This is a genomic window from Amycolatopsis sp. NPDC050768 (assembly GCF_040654155.1).
In the GTDB taxonomy this organism is placed as follows: domain Bacteria; phylum Actinomycetota; class Actinomycetes; order Mycobacteriales; family Pseudonocardiaceae; genus Amycolatopsis.
The window spans coordinates 37,883-52,818 of the sequence record NZ_JBFAHL010000024.1 but is presented as its reverse complement, the minus strand read 5'-3'; the positions used below and the strand labels follow the sequence as shown (position 1 = coordinate 52,818).

The window sequence follows — 14,936 nt, the reverse complement described above, 5'->3', positions numbered from 1 at the left end:
CTTCACGACGACTGAGCCTTACGACGACCGAGCCTTAGCAACCCCGTCAGCGCCGCGATCGCGGCGTAACCCCCGGCGACGATCCACATCGCCGTGCCCGGCAGCAGCCCGCCGACGAGCGCGACACCCACCGCGCCACCGGTCTGGCGCGCCGCGTTGAGCACGCCCGCGGCGATGCCTGCCTTGCCGGGCAACGCGTTCATGGCCAGCGACGTCATCGCGGGCATCGCGAGCGAGCAGAACCCGAAGACCAACGAGAACACCACCAGCAGCACCGGCGAGCGCTCGTCCTGCAGCACCGCCATCCCCGCCGCGCCGACCAGTGCCGTGAGGCTGCCGACGACGATCGGCGGGCGTGAGCCGAACCGGTGCGTGAGCCGGCCGCTGACGAACGCGTTGAGCCCCACCGCGAGTGTGAGCGGCACGAGGGCGAGCCCGGCGACGAGCGCGCTCAGGTGCCACACGCGTTGCAGGAACAGGGCGAGGCAGAACAGTGTGCCGTAGAGGCAGAAGTTGAACAGGCCGCCGATCGCCGTCGCCACGGCGAAGGCCCGTACGCGCAGCACGCCCAAGGGCAGCACGGGCGCGGCGATCGCCTTTTCCGCGACCACGAACGCGATCCCGGCCACGACGCCGGCACCGACGAGGACCAGCGTGGTCGCGTCCGCCCAGCCCGCGTGGCCGGCCTCGATGAGCCCGGCGACCACGCACGCCAGCGCGGCCGTGCCGAGGACCTGCCCGACGCCGTCGATGCGGGTTTGCCGGCGCGGCGTGGTTTCGGTGACGTACCGGCGGGTCAGCGCGATCGCGATCAACCCGACGGGGACGTTCACCGCGAAGACGAGCCGCCAGTCGGCCAGCCCGACCGCGAGGCCGCCGAGCATCGGCCCCGCCGCGAGCCCGACGCCACTCATGCCGCCCCACACGCCCAACGCGCGGGCCCGGGCGCCGACCTCGGGGAACTGGTGCACGATCAACGCCAGCGACGACGGCAGCAGCGCCGCCGCGCCGGCCCCCTGCACCGCGCGGGCGGCGACGAGCCACGGCAGGGAATCCGCTGCGGCACAAGCGATCGAGGCGAGGACGAACACCGCGACGCCGATCTCGAAGACGCGCCGCGAGCCCCACCGGTCCCCCGCCTCGCCCCACGCCAGCAGGAACGCAGCGAGCGCGACGGTGTAGGAGTCGACCACCCACTGCAGCGCGGCCGTCGACCGTTGGCCGAACTCGGCGCCGATGGCGGGCAGCGCGAGGTTCACGATGGTCGCGTCGAGCGTGATCATCACGAACCCGAGGCACACGGCGGCGAGCGCGAGCCGGGCCGGGGAACGTTCGCGGGTCGAAGCTGGGGTCGAGGCGGTCATGACCTCGAGTGAAACGCGCCGACGCTTCGGTGGTCCACGAACCGTTCGCTACCCCTGGGAGGCCGAAGCTCCCAGCGCAGGTCCGCGGGTCGGGTCGATCAGGCGGGTCAGGCGCGTCACGCGGGGACGAACGCCGACAGCAGCAACCAGGAGACGACGGCCGAGGGCAGCAGCGAGTCGAGGCGGTCCATGATGCCGCCGTGGCCCGGCAGGAGCGTGCCCATGTCCTTGATGCCGAGGTCGCGCTTGATCAGCGACTCGACGAGGTCGCCGAGCGTCGCGGTGAGCACGATGGCCGCGCCGAAGACCGCGCCCTGCCAGGTGTGGCCGTGGAGCATGAGGCTGATCGTGAGGATGCCGGCGACGATGCCGGCGACCATCGACCCGGCGAAGCCCTCCCAGGACTTCTTCGGGCTGATCGTCGGTGCCATCGGGTGCTTGCCGCCGAGCACGCCGGCGATGTAGCCGCCGGTGTCGGAGGCGACCACGGCGATGAGGAACGTGAGGACCCGGCCGACACCGTCCTCGGGCGGCACGAGCATCGCGGCGAACGCGCCGAACAGCGGCAGGTACGCGCTCGCGAACACCGACGCCGAGATGTCGCGCAGGTAGCCGTCGGCGCCGCCGGGCAGCCGCCAGAGCAGGCAGGCGAGCACCGTGATGACGAACGCCGTGAGCGCGCCCGCGCGGCCGAACGGCCAGGCCAGCCAGATCATCGCCTGGCCGCCGACGAGCACGGGGATCATCGCGACCTTGATGTTCGCGACGCGCTTGAGCACGCCGGCGAACTCGAAGGTGCCGACCCCGATCGCGATCGCGATGACCCCGATGAAAATGAAGCGGACGGTGAGCAGGGAAACGATGATGGCCGCGCCGAGCAGCACACCCACGCCGATGGCCGCGGGCAGGTTTCGCCCGGCCCGGGAGTCCTTCTTGGCCGGCTCCGGCTGCGCAGCGGGTTCCGGCTGTCCACCCGGTTCGGGCTTGTCAGCCGGCTCTGGCTGCGGGGTGTGCTCCACCCGCTCTTCTCGTTCCTCGCTCACCTGGCTCATCAGACCTCGAGCAGCTCGGCTTCCTTGTGCTTCACCAGCTCGTCGACCTGGTGCACATAGGTGTCGGTGAGGTTCTGCAGCTCCTTCTCGGCGCGCGCGACCTCGTCCTCACCCGCTTCGCCGTCCTTGGCGATCCGGTCGAGCTCTTCCTTCGACTTGCGGCGGATGCTGCGGATCGAGACGCGGGCGTCCTCGCCCTTGCTCTTCGCGACCTTCACCATCTCCTTGCGCCGCTCTTCGGTGAGCTGCGGGATGACGATGCGGATCACGTTGCCGTCGTTGCTCGGGTTCACGCCGAGGTCGGACTCGCGGATGGCCTTCTCGATGGCACCGAGCTGCGTCTGGTCGTAGGGCTTGATCAGCGCCATGCGCGCCTCGGGCACGTTGACACTCGCCAGCTGGTTGAGCGGGGTCATCGCGCCGTAGTACTCGACGACGATGCGCGAGAACATCGACGGGGTGGCCCGGCCGGTCCGCACCGACGTCAGGTCGTCCTTCGCGACGGACACCGCTTTTTCCATCTTCTCCTCGGCGTCGAGGAGGGTCTCGTCGATCACGGCTACTCCCGGTGTTGTGATTGTCGAACCTGTGCTGATCCCAGCAGGTCTAGGCCGACGCCCCGTCGGCGGGGGTGTTGACCAGCGTCCCAATCCTCTCACCACTCACCGCACGGGCGATGTTCCCCTCGGTGAGCAGGTTGAAGACGATGATCGGCATGTTGTTGTCCATGCAGAGGCTGAACGCGGTGGCGTCGGCGACCTTGAGGCCGCGCTCGAGCACCTCGCGGTGGCTGATCTCGTGGAACATCGTGGCGCTCGGGTCGGTCTTCGGGTCGGCGGTGTAGACACCGTCCACGGCCTTGGCCATGAGCACGGCTTCGCAGCCGAGCTCCAGCGCGCGCTGCGCGGCGGCGGTGTCGGTGGAGAAGTACGGCATGCCGACCCCGGCGCCGAAGATGACCACGCGGCCCTTCTCCAGGTGCCGCTCGGCGCGGCGCGGGATGTACGGCTCGGCGACCTGGCCCATCGTGATGGCGGTCTGCACGCGCGTGGGCAGGCCTTCCTTCTCCAGGAAGTCCTGCAGGGCCAGGCAGTTCATCACGGTGCCCAGCATGGCCATGTAGTCGGCGCGGTCACGGTCCATCCCTCGCTGGGACAGCTCCGCGCCGCGGAAATAGTTACCCCCGCCGATCACCACCGCCACCTGCACGCCGGTGCGCGCGACCGCGGCAATCTGGCGCGCAACGGAGTGGACGACGTCGGGGTCGACCCCGATCGAGCCGCCACCGAACATCTCGCCGCCCAGTTTCAGCAGCACCCTTCGGTAGCCACCGTCGACCCGGTCACCCATTTGTGTGTCGCCTCCCGTGTTCACTCGCCGCGGACCCCTTCGTGAGGGAGCATCCTCGGCCGGACCCGACTGTGCCCCGTCCCCGCACCGCGGAGACGGGGCACAGTCGCAGAACTTAGACCCAGTACCTCGCTCAGGCCTGGCCGACCTCGAACCGGGCGAACCGGGTCACGGTCACGCCGGCCTCGTCGAGCAGAGCCTTCACGGTCTTCTTGTTGTCCTTGACCGACGGCTGGTCGAGCAGCACGTTGTCCTTGTAGTACGCGGTGACCTTGCCCTCGATGATCTTCGTGAGGGCCTGCTCCGGCTTGCCCTCTTCGCGGGCGGTCTGCTCGGCGATGCGGCGCTCGTTCTCGACGATCTCGGCCGGCACCTCCTCGCGGGTCAGGTACTTCGCGCGCAGCGCGGCGACCTGCATGGCGGCACCGCGGGCGGCGTCGGCGTCGTCACCGGTGAACTCGACGAGCACGCCCACGGCCGGCGGCAGGTCCGAGCCGCGGCGGTGCAGGTAGGTGGCGGTCTTGCCCTCGAACGCGACCACGCGGCGCAGCTCGAGCTTCTCGCCGATGCGGGCCGAGAGCTCCTGCACGGTTTCGATCACGGGCTTGCCGTCGAGGTCGGCGGCCTTGAGGGCCTCGACATCGCTGGTCTTGAGGGTCTTCGCGACCTCGACGATCTTCGCGGCGAGCTGCTGGAAGTCGTCGTTCTTGGCGACGAAGTCGGTCTCGGAGTCGAGCTCGATGAGCACGCCGCCTTCGCCGGTGACGAGGCCCTCGGCGGTGGCGCGCTCGGCGCGCTTGCCGACGTCCTTGGCACCCTTGATGCGCAGGAACTCGACAGCCTTCTCGAAGTCGCCTTCGTTCTCTTCGAGGGCCCTCTTGCAGTCCATCATGCCGGCGCCGGTCATCTCGCGCAGGCGCTTCACGTCAGCGGCGGTGTAGTTCGCCATCGTGTTGAATCCGTCCGTTTCAGGTACGTGTGAGGTGATCAGCGCCCGGGCGGCCCTGCGCGGGCCGCCCGGACACGGTGGATCAGGAGTTGGCCGGGGCCTGCTCGGTCACGGCTTCGGGGGTCGCCTCGGTGGCGGCCTCGGTAGCGGCCTCGGTGGCCGCCTCCGTCGCGGCAGCCGCCTCGGTGGCGTCCGCGGCAGCGGTCTCCGAGCCGGCGAGCAGCTCCTTCTCCCACTCGGCCAGCGGCTCGTCCGACGCCACGCCCGGCTCCGGCTTCGCGTCGGCCGACGCGCCACCTCGGCTCGAACGGGCCATCAGCCCGGCGGCGGCGGCCTCGGCCACCACCTTGGTGAGCAGCGCGGCCGAGCGGATCGCGTCGTCGTTGCCCGGGATCGGGTAGTCGACCTCGTCCGGGTCGCAGTTGGTGTCGAGGATCGCGACGACCGGGATGTTCAGCTTGCGAGCCTCGCCGACGGCGATGTGCTCCTTCTTCGTGTCGACGATCCACACCGCGCTCGGCACCTTGGCCATGTCGCGGATACCGCCGAGGGTCTTCTCGAGCTTGTCCTTCTCACGGGTGAGCGTGAGGATCTCGCGCTTGGTGAGACCCGCGAAGCCGCCGGTCTGCTCCTGAGCCTCGAGCTCCTTGAGGCGCAGGAGGCGCTTGTGCACGGTCTGGAAGTTGGTCAGCATGCCGCCGAGCCAGCGCTGGTTCACGTAGGGCATGCCCACGCGCGCGGCCTCGTTGGCGATGGCTTCCTGAGCCTGCTTCTTCGTGCCGACGAACATGATCGTGCCGCCGTGCGCGACGGTTTCCTTGATGAACTCGAACGCACGGTCGATGTACGTCAGCGTCTGCTGCAGGTCGATGATGTAGATGCCATTGCGCTCGGTGAAGATGTAGCGCTTCATCTTCGGGTTCCACCGACGCGTCTGGTGCCCGAAGTGCACGCCGCTGTCGAGCAGCTGCTTCATGGTGACGACGGCCATTGCCGGAATCACACCTTCTCTGTAGTCGCGCACCCCCGCGGTTCGCGCCCGCGGACGTGCTCGTTCGGTTTGTCGCTCGCGGCCGGGTGACCGCTCGCCCTGGTGCTCGTGCCGGCATCCGGACCCCGCGGTTCTCACTTCCGAGAACCCCAGGGACCGCCGGGCGCCGTGCGACTCCTCCGTCCGGACCTCCGCTGGTGTTTCAAGCGGAACCGGCCGGGGCTGCGCGCACGAGCACGCGAAGTCAGCCCAGCGAGTGGGCTGCGGGAAAGATTCTACCCCCTGCCACCAGGGGCGCCCCCACCGGCAGCGCTCCCGCCCGGCGGAGTTGTCCACAACTCGGGCCACCTGTGGACAACTCGCCTTGTTGGCAGGGTGCCGGTCAGGGGGTGCCTCATGATCGAACCCGTGACGACGACCTCGTGTTCCTCGATGCGTTCCTTGATGCCGCGGCCAGGCTTTGCACTGGGGCGTGGCGGTTTGCGGCCGGTGCGTGTTCTGCGTGCTTCGGGCGTTGGCGCTTCTGCTGCGTTCGACGCTCCGGGTGTTCTGGCCGCTTCAGGCGGCCAGCGGTCTTCGGTTGCGCTGGGTGCTCTGCGGATGCCTTGGGTCTCCCGATCCGCTCCACCTGAGCAGTCTCCTCAGCGGGGACGACATCGGCGCCCTGCCCCACGGTTGTGGATGCGCTGGCTCGAGGTGCTGCGCCGGGCCGTGGCGCGGACCCGGTACGTGATGGCCGCCGCGCTGGTGCTGCTCACCGTGTTGCCCGGCGCGTGGGCCGGACGGGCACTCGCGGACGTCCCACCTTCGCCGAATGTCGGCGCGCAAGCGGGACGGTTGGCCTGGCCGCTCACGCCCCGGCCGAAAGTCACCCGGTTCTTCGAACCACCCGCCACGGTCTACGGGCCCGGCCACCGCGGCGTCGATCTGGAAGCCGCTGCGGGACAACAGGTTCTCGCGGCCGACATGGGCGTCGTGATCTTCGCGGGCGAGGTCGGGGGCCACGGCGTCGTCGCGGTGGACCACGACGGTGGCCTCCACACGACCTACCTGCCGCTCACCCCGGCCGTGGCCACCGGAGACCAGGTGTACCGCGGCCAGCCGCTGGGGACCGTGGCCGCCGGGCACCCCGGCTGTCCCACCGCCACGTGCCTGCACTGGGGCGCCCGCAAAGGAGAGGAGTACGTCGATCCGCTGGCCCTCGTCGGCACGCCGGGCCGAGTCCGCCTGAAACCCTGGGCCGACCCGCACTGACCGGGCGCGCGCTCAGGTGCTCGGCTGCTCCGTGAGCTTCGCGCGCAGCCGCATCACGGCGCGGGTGTGGAGCTGGCTCACGCGGGACTCCGTGACGCCCAGGACCTTGCCGATCTCGGCGAGCGTGAGGCTTTCGAAGTAGTAGAGGCTGACCACGATCTTGTCGCGCTCGGTCAGCTGGGCGATGGCCTCCGCGAGCTGGCGGCGGTTGTCCTGGTCGACGAGGACGGCGACGGGGTCGACGGCGCCGTCGTCGGGGATCGTGTCGACGAGCGAGCCGCTGTCCTTGCCGGCCGCGACGAGGTCCTCCAGCGCGACGACGCTGGTGAGCTGGAGCTGGCCGTAGAAGTCGCGCAGGTCGTCGAGGCCGATGTTGAGCTCGGTGGCCAGCTCGGCGTCGGTGGGGGTGCGGTGCAGGCGCGCGCCGAGGCGCTCGAGGGCGCGCTCGGCCTCCTTCGCCTTGCTGCGCACGGCGCGGGGCACCCAGTCCTGGGAGCGCAGATCGTCGAGGATCGCGCCTCGGATGCGCTGCATCGCGTAGGTCTCGAACCGCAGCCCGCGCGCGGGCTCGAACTTCTCGATCGCGTCGACGAGGCCGAAGATGCCGGACTGCACGAGATCGCCCACGTCGACGTGCGTCGGCAGGCCCGTGCCCACGCGGCCGGCGACGTACTTCACCAGGGGCGCGTAGTGCAGCACCAGCCGGTCGCGCGACATCTGGTCCGGCTTGTCGGCGAACTGCTGCCACAAAGCTTGGATGCCCGCGTCGACGTCATGACCGGGGCGCCCGTCCTCGCTGACGGCGCCCTCGCCTCCGGCAGTGCTCACCCCGGCGTCCGTGACTTGCGGCGTGGAGGTCATTGCACGGTCGTTCTCGGCATGCGGCTCAGTATGGTCTCCGTGCTCGTGCGGATGCGCGTGCGCCGGTGGTTCGGCCCCGGGTTTTCCGGCCGAGCCGCCACCGGCCTCGTCAGGCCCGTGGGTGTGCTCGGTCATGGATCGCCTTCAGCCGATCGACGGTCACGTGAGTGTAGAGCTGGGTCGTGGCAAGCGTAGCGTGACCGAGCAGTTCCTGAACGCTCCTGAGATCGGCACCTCCTTCCAGCAGATGGGTAGCGGCCGAGTGACGTAGTCCGTGTGGCCCCATGTCCAGTGCTCCGGGTACCGCGGCCACTGCCTCGTGCACCACGCGCCGCGCCGCGCGCGGATCGAGCCGGCTGCCGCGAACCCCCAGGAAGAGGGCCTGTTCCGACTTCGGGCCGGCCAGTTCCGGGCGCCCCGCGTCGAGCCACGCGGTGAGTGCTTCGGCCGCCGGAACGCCGAACGGCACCGTCCGTTCCTTGTCCCCTTTCCCGATCACCGAGACGACACGCCGCCCGAAATCGACCGCGCCGACGTCCAGACCACACAACTCAGACACCCGGATGCCACTCGCGTACAGCAGTTCGACGAGCGCACGGTCACGCAGTGCAACCGGATCCCGCTGCTCGGCTCCCATCGCGGCCGCCTGCATCAGCTCGTCCGCCTGATCGGCCCGCAGCACGCCCGGCAATGTCCGGTGCGCCCGCGGCGCCGCGAGCCGGCCGCCCGGGTCCGCCTTCAGCCCGCCCTGCCTGTGTGCCCACGCGGTGAACGTCCGCGCCGCCGCCGCCCGCCGCGCCAAGGTCGTTCGACCCGCCCCGTCGGACCGCTGCCCGGCAAGCCACGCGCGCAGCAGCCCGATGTCGAGATCGGCGAGCCCGCGGCTGTCGTCCTCCGCCGCGGTCAGGAACCCCAGCAACGACACCACGTCGCCCACATACGCCCGCACCGTGTGCGGCGACAGCCCGCGCTCCAGCGTCAGATGCCGTTCGTACTCGGCCACCACCGCGCGCTCCGGCCCGGGCAACCCCTCGCGCACCGCCCGCAGATCCGGCCGCTGCGCGCCTTTCCGGTGCCCCGAGACACGCGGGACCGCGTCCCGGCGGGCGCTCGCTGACGACATGGCGATCACGCTGCGCGAACCACCGCCCGAGGTCAAGCATCGCCACGCCGTTTTCCTCTGTGCCGCATGCACATTCCGGGGCCACGTGGGTTGTGCGCCATCCGGCCGAGCGCCACGGTCGTCGCCGTTCACCGAGGTGCGAGCGGGTGGTGGGGCGCCGGCGGGTGCCGCACCACGCGACCGAACAGCCTGTCCGGCGCCGATCACGGTCCTGCGGACCTGCGCGGATACCGTGCGGGCGTGCGGCCAAGCGCGGCGGCGTCCGGCGCCATCCGGCGGCGAGCGGTCAGGGGCCACCTACGAAATTCGGTGCCGTTCGCTGCAGATCGATCCGTGGCCACCCGTAACCGCCCTCCGTGCGGCCGAGCGCGACGACAAGCGCCGTTCACTTTGGTGCCGCGCGGACGATGCGGCGCCACCCGGTGTCGCCGCGGACGGCGAAGCCGTCGATTTCCAGCTCGGGCAACAGGGCGCGCACACGGTCGACCGGGACGCCCGATTCGGTGGCGACCTGATCGGCCGAGCGGCCGGCGCGGGGTACGAGTGCTTCGTAGACGCGGAGGGCTTCGGGGGCGAGGACGTCGGTGGGGCGGCGCGGCCGGGGGTTTTCCGGTTCGGCGGCGGGGCCGAACCGGCCGACGGTGTCGACGACCTCGTCGACGGAGGTGACGAGGGTGGCCTTGCAGTCGCGGATGAGGGCGTGGCAGCCGGCGGAGTTGCCGGACTGGACGGGGCCCGGCAGTGCCATCACGACTTTGCCGAGGGCACCCGCGGTGGTGGCGGTGTTGCGCGCGCCGCTGCGAATGCCGGCTTCGATGACGACGGTGCCGTCGGTGAGACCGGCGATGAGGCGATTGCGGACGAGGAAGCGGTGGCGCGCGGGAGGGGTGCCGGGGGCGTACTCGCTGACGACGGCGCCGCCGTTGTCGGCTATGCGCCTCAGCAGGTCGACGTGGCCGGCCGGGTAGCCGATGTCGACGGCGCAGCCCAACACCGCGACCGTGACGCCCCCTGCGCCGAGGGCACCGCGGTGGGCGGCGCCGTCGATGCCGAGGGCCGCGCCGGAGAAGACCGGGACGTCGCGGGTCGCAAGGCCGTGGCCGAACTCGGCGGAGTTGTGTTCTCCGTAGTTCGTCGCGAGGCGCGCTCCGACGACGGCGACCGCGCGGTCGGCTGCCTTCGCGAGGTTCGCGCCGCCGCGGACCCAGAGGGCGAGCGGGGCGGCGACGTTCTCGACTCCGCGGCCGCTCGCGACCGCCAGCGAGAGCAACGGCCACGCCGGCCACTCGTGGTCCTCGGGCACGACCAGACGGGCTCGGGTTTTCGCGGCCGTCTCCAGATCTTGCTCGGCCAGGTCGACATCGCGTCGGGCCGCGGTTTCGCGACGGACCTTGTCGGGACAATCGCCGCTGCGGACGCGGGCCGCGGCCTCGACCGGGCCGCGCTCCCCCACGAACGCGACCAACGCCGGCGCCGGCGGCTCGGCGACGCGCAGCAGGTAGGCGCGGGCGAGGCGTTCTTCATCGGTGGCGGTGGCGACCGGCTGTTCGGTGGGCAGGGCCGTCATGCCGCACCTCTCAGTCTCACGAGCGACAGCGGGCGCGGCACGAGAATGGCGCGGACGCGGGCGCGATCGCGTTCGGGCGGGTTGTGGGGATTCGGAACGAGACGCAGGTGGCGTTTCACGGCGGATTCCTTTCGGGGGCGGGTCATGCGGCGGTCCTTTCTCGGAAGTCGAGCGCGGCGGCGACGTGGTCGGGGGTCGGGTGGGGCGTGGCGGACAGGTCGGCGAGCGTCCAGGCGATGCGAAGGCAACGGTCGGCACCGCGGGCCGTGAGGAGGCCGCGGTCGAGGGCGCGGTCGAGCAGGGCGGTGGTGGGCGACGGCAACACGAACTCGCGGCGGAGGGCGGGGCCGGGGACGTCGGAGTTGGCGCGCCAGCCGTGCGTGCGCCAGCGGTGGGCCGCACGGTCGCGGGCGGCCAGGACGCGGGCGCGGACCGCCTCGGACGATTCGGGCTCCGCGGACTGGTGAGCGGAGATGGCGGTCAGCGGACGCAGGCGCACGCGGAGGTCGACGCGGTCCAGCAGCGGCCCTGAGATCCGCCCGAGGTAACGGCGGCGGACGATCGGCGAGCAGATGCAGTCGGTCTCACGCGGCGGCGCGCAGGGGCACGGGTTGGTGGCCAGGATGAGCTGGAAGCGGGCCGGGTAGCGGACGGAGCCCCTCGTGCGGGCGATGCGGACCTCGCCTTCTTCGAGGACGGTGCGTAGAGAATCCAAACGCTGTGCGCCGAACTCACATACCTCGTCGAGGAAAAGAACTCCTCGGTGAGCACGGCTGATCGCGCCGGGGCTCGCGATCCCGCTGCCACCACCTACCAGTGCCGCAACGGTGATCGAGTGGTGCGGTGCCACGAACGGCGGGACGGTCACCAGCGGCGAAGCCTTCGACAGGGAGCCGTCGATGGAGTGGATGGCTGTGACCTGCAGTGATTCCTCCTTGGATAATGGCGGCAACAGACCCGGCATTCGCTTGGCGAGCATGGTCTTGCCGACACCCGGAGGACCGGTCAGCAACAGTTGATGCCCACCCGCCGCGGCGACTTCCAGCGCCCAACGGGCCTCTGGTTGGCCGACCACATCGGCAAGGTCCGGTACAGGGGCCGCTTCTGCCGCCACCGCTTCGGGGCTCGACTCGAGTTCGCCCTCACCCTTAAGCCAGGCGACGAGGTCAGATAGGCGCGACGCACCGGCGATCTCGAGGTCGTCGACGAGCGCAGCTTCGTAGAGCGACTCCATCGGGACGACAGCGCGCTCGTACCCCGCTGCCCGCGCAGCCAGCAGTCCGGGCAGGACACCGCGGACTGGGCGGATCCGACCGTCGAGCGCCAGCTCGCCCAACAGAATCGTGCGCAAGAGCTTTGTGGCTGGTACAGCGCCGCTGGCAGCAAGCACCGCGGCGGCTATCCCCAAGTCGTAGCCAGAGCCCACCTTCGGCAAGTTCGCGGGCGACAACCCGAGTGTGACTTTGCCGTCGGGCCAGGGCTGGCCCGAGTTGCGGATGGCCGAGCGCACACGATCCTTCGCCTCACGCAGCCCGGCATCGGGCAGTCCGACCAGGGTCACCCGGCTGAGCCCGCCGCCCAGGTCGGCCTCGATCTCGATCACCCGGCCTTCGATTCCCAGCAGTGCTACCGACCAAGCCTTCGCGATGGGCATCAGAAGGCTCCCGCGATGTGGTGGACCTGTGGGTGGGCCCCGGCGGGGGCGAAGACGGTCACGACGTCGTAGCGGGTGCGGCACCAGCCGACGCGGTGGGCGCGCAGCCAGCGTTGGGCGGCGCGGTGGACGCGGGTGATCTTTTCGGCCGTCACGGATTCCGCGGGGGAGCCGTAGGCGTTGGTGGCGCGGGTTTTGACCTCGCAGAAGACGACCTTGTCGCCGTCGGCCAGTACGAGGTCGAGTTCGCCTTCGCGGCAGAGCCAGTTGCGGCTGAGCACCACCAGGCCCGCGTTCTGCAGGTGCCGGGCCGCCAGGTCTTCGCCCCAGCGGCCGAACGCGCGGCGCCACTGGGCGCCCGGGTCCGGGCCGTCGTTCATCGCTCCCCCTCGGCCGCGCCGTCGCCGGGCCTTTGCCGGCTGTCACGATGCGTGTGCGATCAACCGTCGCAGAGTGACGAGGGAAGGCGCCACCATCGAAAAGCCGGGCTGTGGACAACTGGGGGGTTGTGGATAACCGTGGCAAGCCTGACGGCAGGTGGCGTGAAAATGTCGGTGCCCGGTGCTAGCGCCGGGAACGCAAAACGGCCACCCGGGCGAACCCGGGTGGCCGGTGAAACCGAGAGGGACCTCAGCCCGAGAAGGGGCCGTCCTCAGGGAGGCGCAGGTCGGGTTTGTCGAGTTCCTCCACGTTGACATCCTTGAACGTGATGACGCGGACGTGCTTCACGAAGCGGGCCGGGCGGTACATGTCCCAGACCCACGCGTCCGACATGCGGACCTCGAAGTACACCTCGCCGCCGCCGTCGCGTACCTGTACGTCGACTGCGTTGGCCAGGTAGAACCGCCGCTCGGTCTCCACCACGTACGAGAACTGGCCGACGATGTCGCGGTACTCGCGGTACAGCGAGAGCTCCATCTCGGTCTCGTACTTCTCGAGATCCTCTGCGCTCATGAAATCCGCGCCCCTCCTCGCGTTCGTCTTGCTGCTCCGGCGGCGGAGCGTTCATTCTTACCCACCGAGCGGGCCAGGGCACGGACCGGCGCGCTCGGGTTTTCCCGAGAACCATTCTCCTCCGCGGCGGCTTCCGAAGCCGCGTTCTCCAGAGCAGCGTAGGTGAGCACGACCGGATGCGGTGGGGTGAGTCCGTGTGCGAGGGCCGCGGTGGCCACATTCGTGTAGGACCAGCGGTGCGCGGGGCTCGGGCCGTGCTCGGTGAGAGCCCGCAGGTGGTCGGCGGTGCTGTAGCCCTTGTGCACGTCGAAGCCGTAGTGCGGCAGCTCGCCGTGCAGGCCGGCCATGATGCGGTCACGCGTCACCTTCGCGAGCACCGACGCGGCGGCGATGCTGGCCACGCTGCGGTCGCCCTTGATGACCGCGACGTTGGGCGCCGGGATGCCCGGCACCGGGAAACCGTCGGTGAGCACATACCCCGGGTGGTCGCGCAGAGCGGCGACCGCGCGCCGCATCCCCTCCAGGTTCATCACCCGGATGCCAAACAGGTCGACCTGTTCGGACGGGATCACGATCACCGCGTAGTCGAGGGCGCGCTTGAGGACCAGGTCGTAGACGCGGTCACGGGCCTTCGCGGTGAGCAGCTTCGAGTCGGTGAGCTCCGGCAGCCGCGCGCCGTCGCCGGGGCGCAGCACGCAGGAGGCCACCACCAGCGGGCCCGCGCACGCGCCAGCGCCGGCCTCGTCCACGCCGGCGACGGGGCCCAGGCCACGGCGTTCGAGAGCACCCTGCAGACCCCAGAACAGCTCGCCGCGCACGACGGCGCGCGGCGGCCGCAGGGGTTCGGCCGGGGTTCGGGGAGCGGGAACGGTCACTGCCAACCTTCTCGGGCGGGGCACCCTAACGGCGCGCCTTGCGCAGGCCCGCCTTCACTCGCCGGCCGACGAACAGCGTGGGCACGGCCGCGGCGAACCCGACGCCGAGCGGCAAGCCCTCCTGCCACGCCGGGGCACCGAGGGCCACCGGCTGCGCGTTCGCCTGCGGATCGTGGTCCGAGACCCCGCCCCAGCGACCCGGCGGGAAGACGATGATCCGGGCCTTGCCGATCACGTCGCTCACGGGCACGGCGCCGTTGGCACCGCCCTGGCCCTGGTAACGCGAGTCGGCCGAGTTGTTGCGGTTGTCGCCCATCACCCACAAGGTGCCCTGCGGCACCTTGACCGGCGCGAACGAGTCCTGCATCGCGTGGTCGGGGTTCTCCCAGTGGATGTACGGCTCGTCGAGGGCCTTGCCGTCGACGATCACGCGGTTCTGCGGATCGCAGCACTGCACGGTCTGGCCGCCGACGGCGATCACGCGCTTCACGAAGTCGCGCTCGTCCGGCGGGGCGAAGCCCACCAGCGAGCCGAGACCCCGCAGGCCGCGGACGATGACGTTGGTGGATTCCTGCGGCGCGATCTCGTTCTCAGTCCACGCGGGCGGACCCTTGAACACGACCACGTCGCCCGGCGAGGGATCCGTGAAGTCGTAGGTGACGCGGTCGACCAGAATCCGGTCGCCCGTGCAGCCGGGGCAGCCGTGAAGCGTGGCCTCCATGGACCCCGAGGGGATCATGAAGACCTTCGCCAGGAAGGCCTGGATCAGGATCGTGAGCACCAGGGCGATCACGATCAGGATCGGCAGTTCCTTCCAGAACGACCGCTTCTTCTGAGGCTTGCCCCGCCGGTGGGAGCCCCGACGCTCCTCGGAACGAGAGTCCTCCGAGCCGTCGGGGTCATCCTCAGCGGCGTTCTGGGGCACGGGGTCGACCACGTCGC

15 protein-coding genes are annotated in these 14,936 nt (G+C 70.6%); 1 reads left to right on the top strand and 14 read right to left on the bottom strand.

Annotated features, from left to right (window positions below):
- Positions 1-2: 2 nt before the first annotated feature.
- From AB0H62_RS44505 to rpsB, 6 genes are all read right to left on the bottom strand, one after another.
- Positions 3-1,364 (bottom strand): DHA2 family efflux MFS transporter permease subunit, encoded by a 1,362-nt coding sequence (locus AB0H62_RS44505; protein ID WP_360592283.1) that lies wholly within the window; start codon positions 1,362-1,364, stop codon positions 3-5.
- A 116-nt stretch (positions 1,365-1,480) separates the two neighbouring features.
- Positions 1,481-2,416: a phosphatidate cytidylyltransferase gene (locus AB0H62_RS44500; RefSeq protein ID WP_220237814.1), complete on the bottom strand. Its 936-nt coding sequence runs from the start codon at positions 2,414-2,416 to the stop codon at positions 1,481-1,483.
- The gene (frr, locus tag AB0H62_RS44495) at positions 2,416-2,973 is read right to left on the bottom strand and encodes a ribosome recycling factor (protein ID WP_285969478.1); all 558 of its coding nucleotides are present in this window, start codon (positions 2,971-2,973) and stop codon (positions 2,416-2,418) included. Before frr ends, AB0H62_RS44500 begins: the two co-directional genes overlap by 1 nt.
- A gap of 49 nt (positions 2,974-3,022) precedes the next feature.
- Positions 3,023-3,766 (bottom strand): UMP kinase, encoded by a 744-nt coding sequence (gene pyrH, locus AB0H62_RS44490; RefSeq protein ID WP_220237812.1) that lies wholly within the window; start codon positions 3,764-3,766, stop codon positions 3,023-3,025.
- A gap of 133 nt (positions 3,767-3,899) precedes the next feature.
- Positions 3,900-4,715, bottom strand: a complete 816-nt coding sequence (gene tsf, locus AB0H62_RS44485) for a translation elongation factor Ts (RefSeq protein WP_220237811.1) — start codon at positions 4,713-4,715, stop codon at positions 3,900-3,902.
- An 82-nt stretch (positions 4,716-4,797) separates the two neighbouring features.
- Positions 4,798-5,706 (bottom strand): 30S ribosomal protein S2, encoded by a 909-nt coding sequence (gene rpsB, locus AB0H62_RS44480; RefSeq protein ID WP_220237810.1) that lies wholly within the window; start codon positions 5,704-5,706, stop codon positions 4,798-4,800.
- Positions 5,707-6,387: 681 nt separating this feature from the next.
- On the opposite strand from rpsB, the gene AB0H62_RS44475 reads away from it, so the two are divergent.
- Positions 6,388-6,960, top strand: coding sequence for a M23 family metallopeptidase (locus AB0H62_RS44475; protein ID WP_220237809.1), 573 nt, complete (start codon positions 6,388-6,390; stop codon positions 6,958-6,960).
- Positions 6,961-6,972: 12 nt separating this feature from the next.
- Here AB0H62_RS44475 and AB0H62_RS44470 read toward each other — a convergent pair whose 3' ends face one another.
- The 8 genes from AB0H62_RS44470 to lepB form a co-directional block, all read right to left on the bottom strand.
- A complete protein-coding gene (locus tag AB0H62_RS44470; protein ID WP_220237808.1) occupies positions 6,973-7,821 on the bottom strand; it encodes a FliA/WhiG family RNA polymerase sigma factor in 849 nt (282 codons plus the stop codon).
- Between the two features lie 109 nt (positions 7,822-7,930).
- Positions 7,931-8,944 (bottom strand): tyrosine recombinase XerC, encoded by a 1,014-nt coding sequence (locus tag AB0H62_RS44465; protein WP_220247462.1) that lies wholly within the window; start codon positions 8,942-8,944, stop codon positions 7,931-7,933.
- A 385-nt stretch (positions 8,945-9,329) separates the two neighbouring features.
- Positions 9,330-10,511 (bottom strand): DNA-processing protein DprA, encoded by a 1,182-nt coding sequence (gene dprA / locus AB0H62_RS44460; RefSeq protein ID WP_220237807.1) that lies wholly within the window; start codon positions 10,509-10,511, stop codon positions 9,330-9,332.
- A 142-nt stretch (positions 10,512-10,653) separates the two neighbouring features.
- Complete coding sequence (locus AB0H62_RS44455) at positions 10,654-12,165, bottom strand: YifB family Mg chelatase-like AAA ATPase (RefSeq protein ID WP_360592282.1); 1,512 nt, start codon at positions 12,163-12,165, stop codon at positions 10,654-10,656.
- Positions 12,165-12,545: a YraN family protein gene (locus AB0H62_RS44450; RefSeq protein ID WP_220237805.1), complete on the bottom strand. Its 381-nt coding sequence runs from the start codon at positions 12,543-12,545 to the stop codon at positions 12,165-12,167. The genes AB0H62_RS44455 and AB0H62_RS44450 overlap by 1 nt, the downstream gene beginning before the upstream one ends.
- A gap of 250 nt (positions 12,546-12,795) precedes the next feature.
- Positions 12,796-13,119, bottom strand: a complete 324-nt coding sequence (locus AB0H62_RS44445) for a DUF2469 domain-containing protein (RefSeq protein WP_003096226.1) — start codon at positions 13,117-13,119, stop codon at positions 12,796-12,798.
- Positions 13,116-13,994 carry a ribonuclease HII gene (locus tag AB0H62_RS44440; protein ID WP_360592281.1) on the bottom strand — a complete coding sequence of 293 codons (879 nt, stop codon included), beginning with the start codon at positions 13,992-13,994 and terminating at the stop codon, positions 13,116-13,118. The genes AB0H62_RS44445 and AB0H62_RS44440 overlap by 4 nt, the downstream gene beginning before the upstream one ends.
- A gap of 25 nt (positions 13,995-14,019) precedes the next feature.
- Complete coding sequence (gene lepB, locus AB0H62_RS44435; RefSeq protein ID WP_220237804.1) at positions 14,020-14,931, bottom strand: signal peptidase I; 912 nt, start codon at positions 14,929-14,931, stop codon at positions 14,020-14,022.
- Between the last annotated feature and the right edge of the window lie 5 nt (positions 14,932-14,936).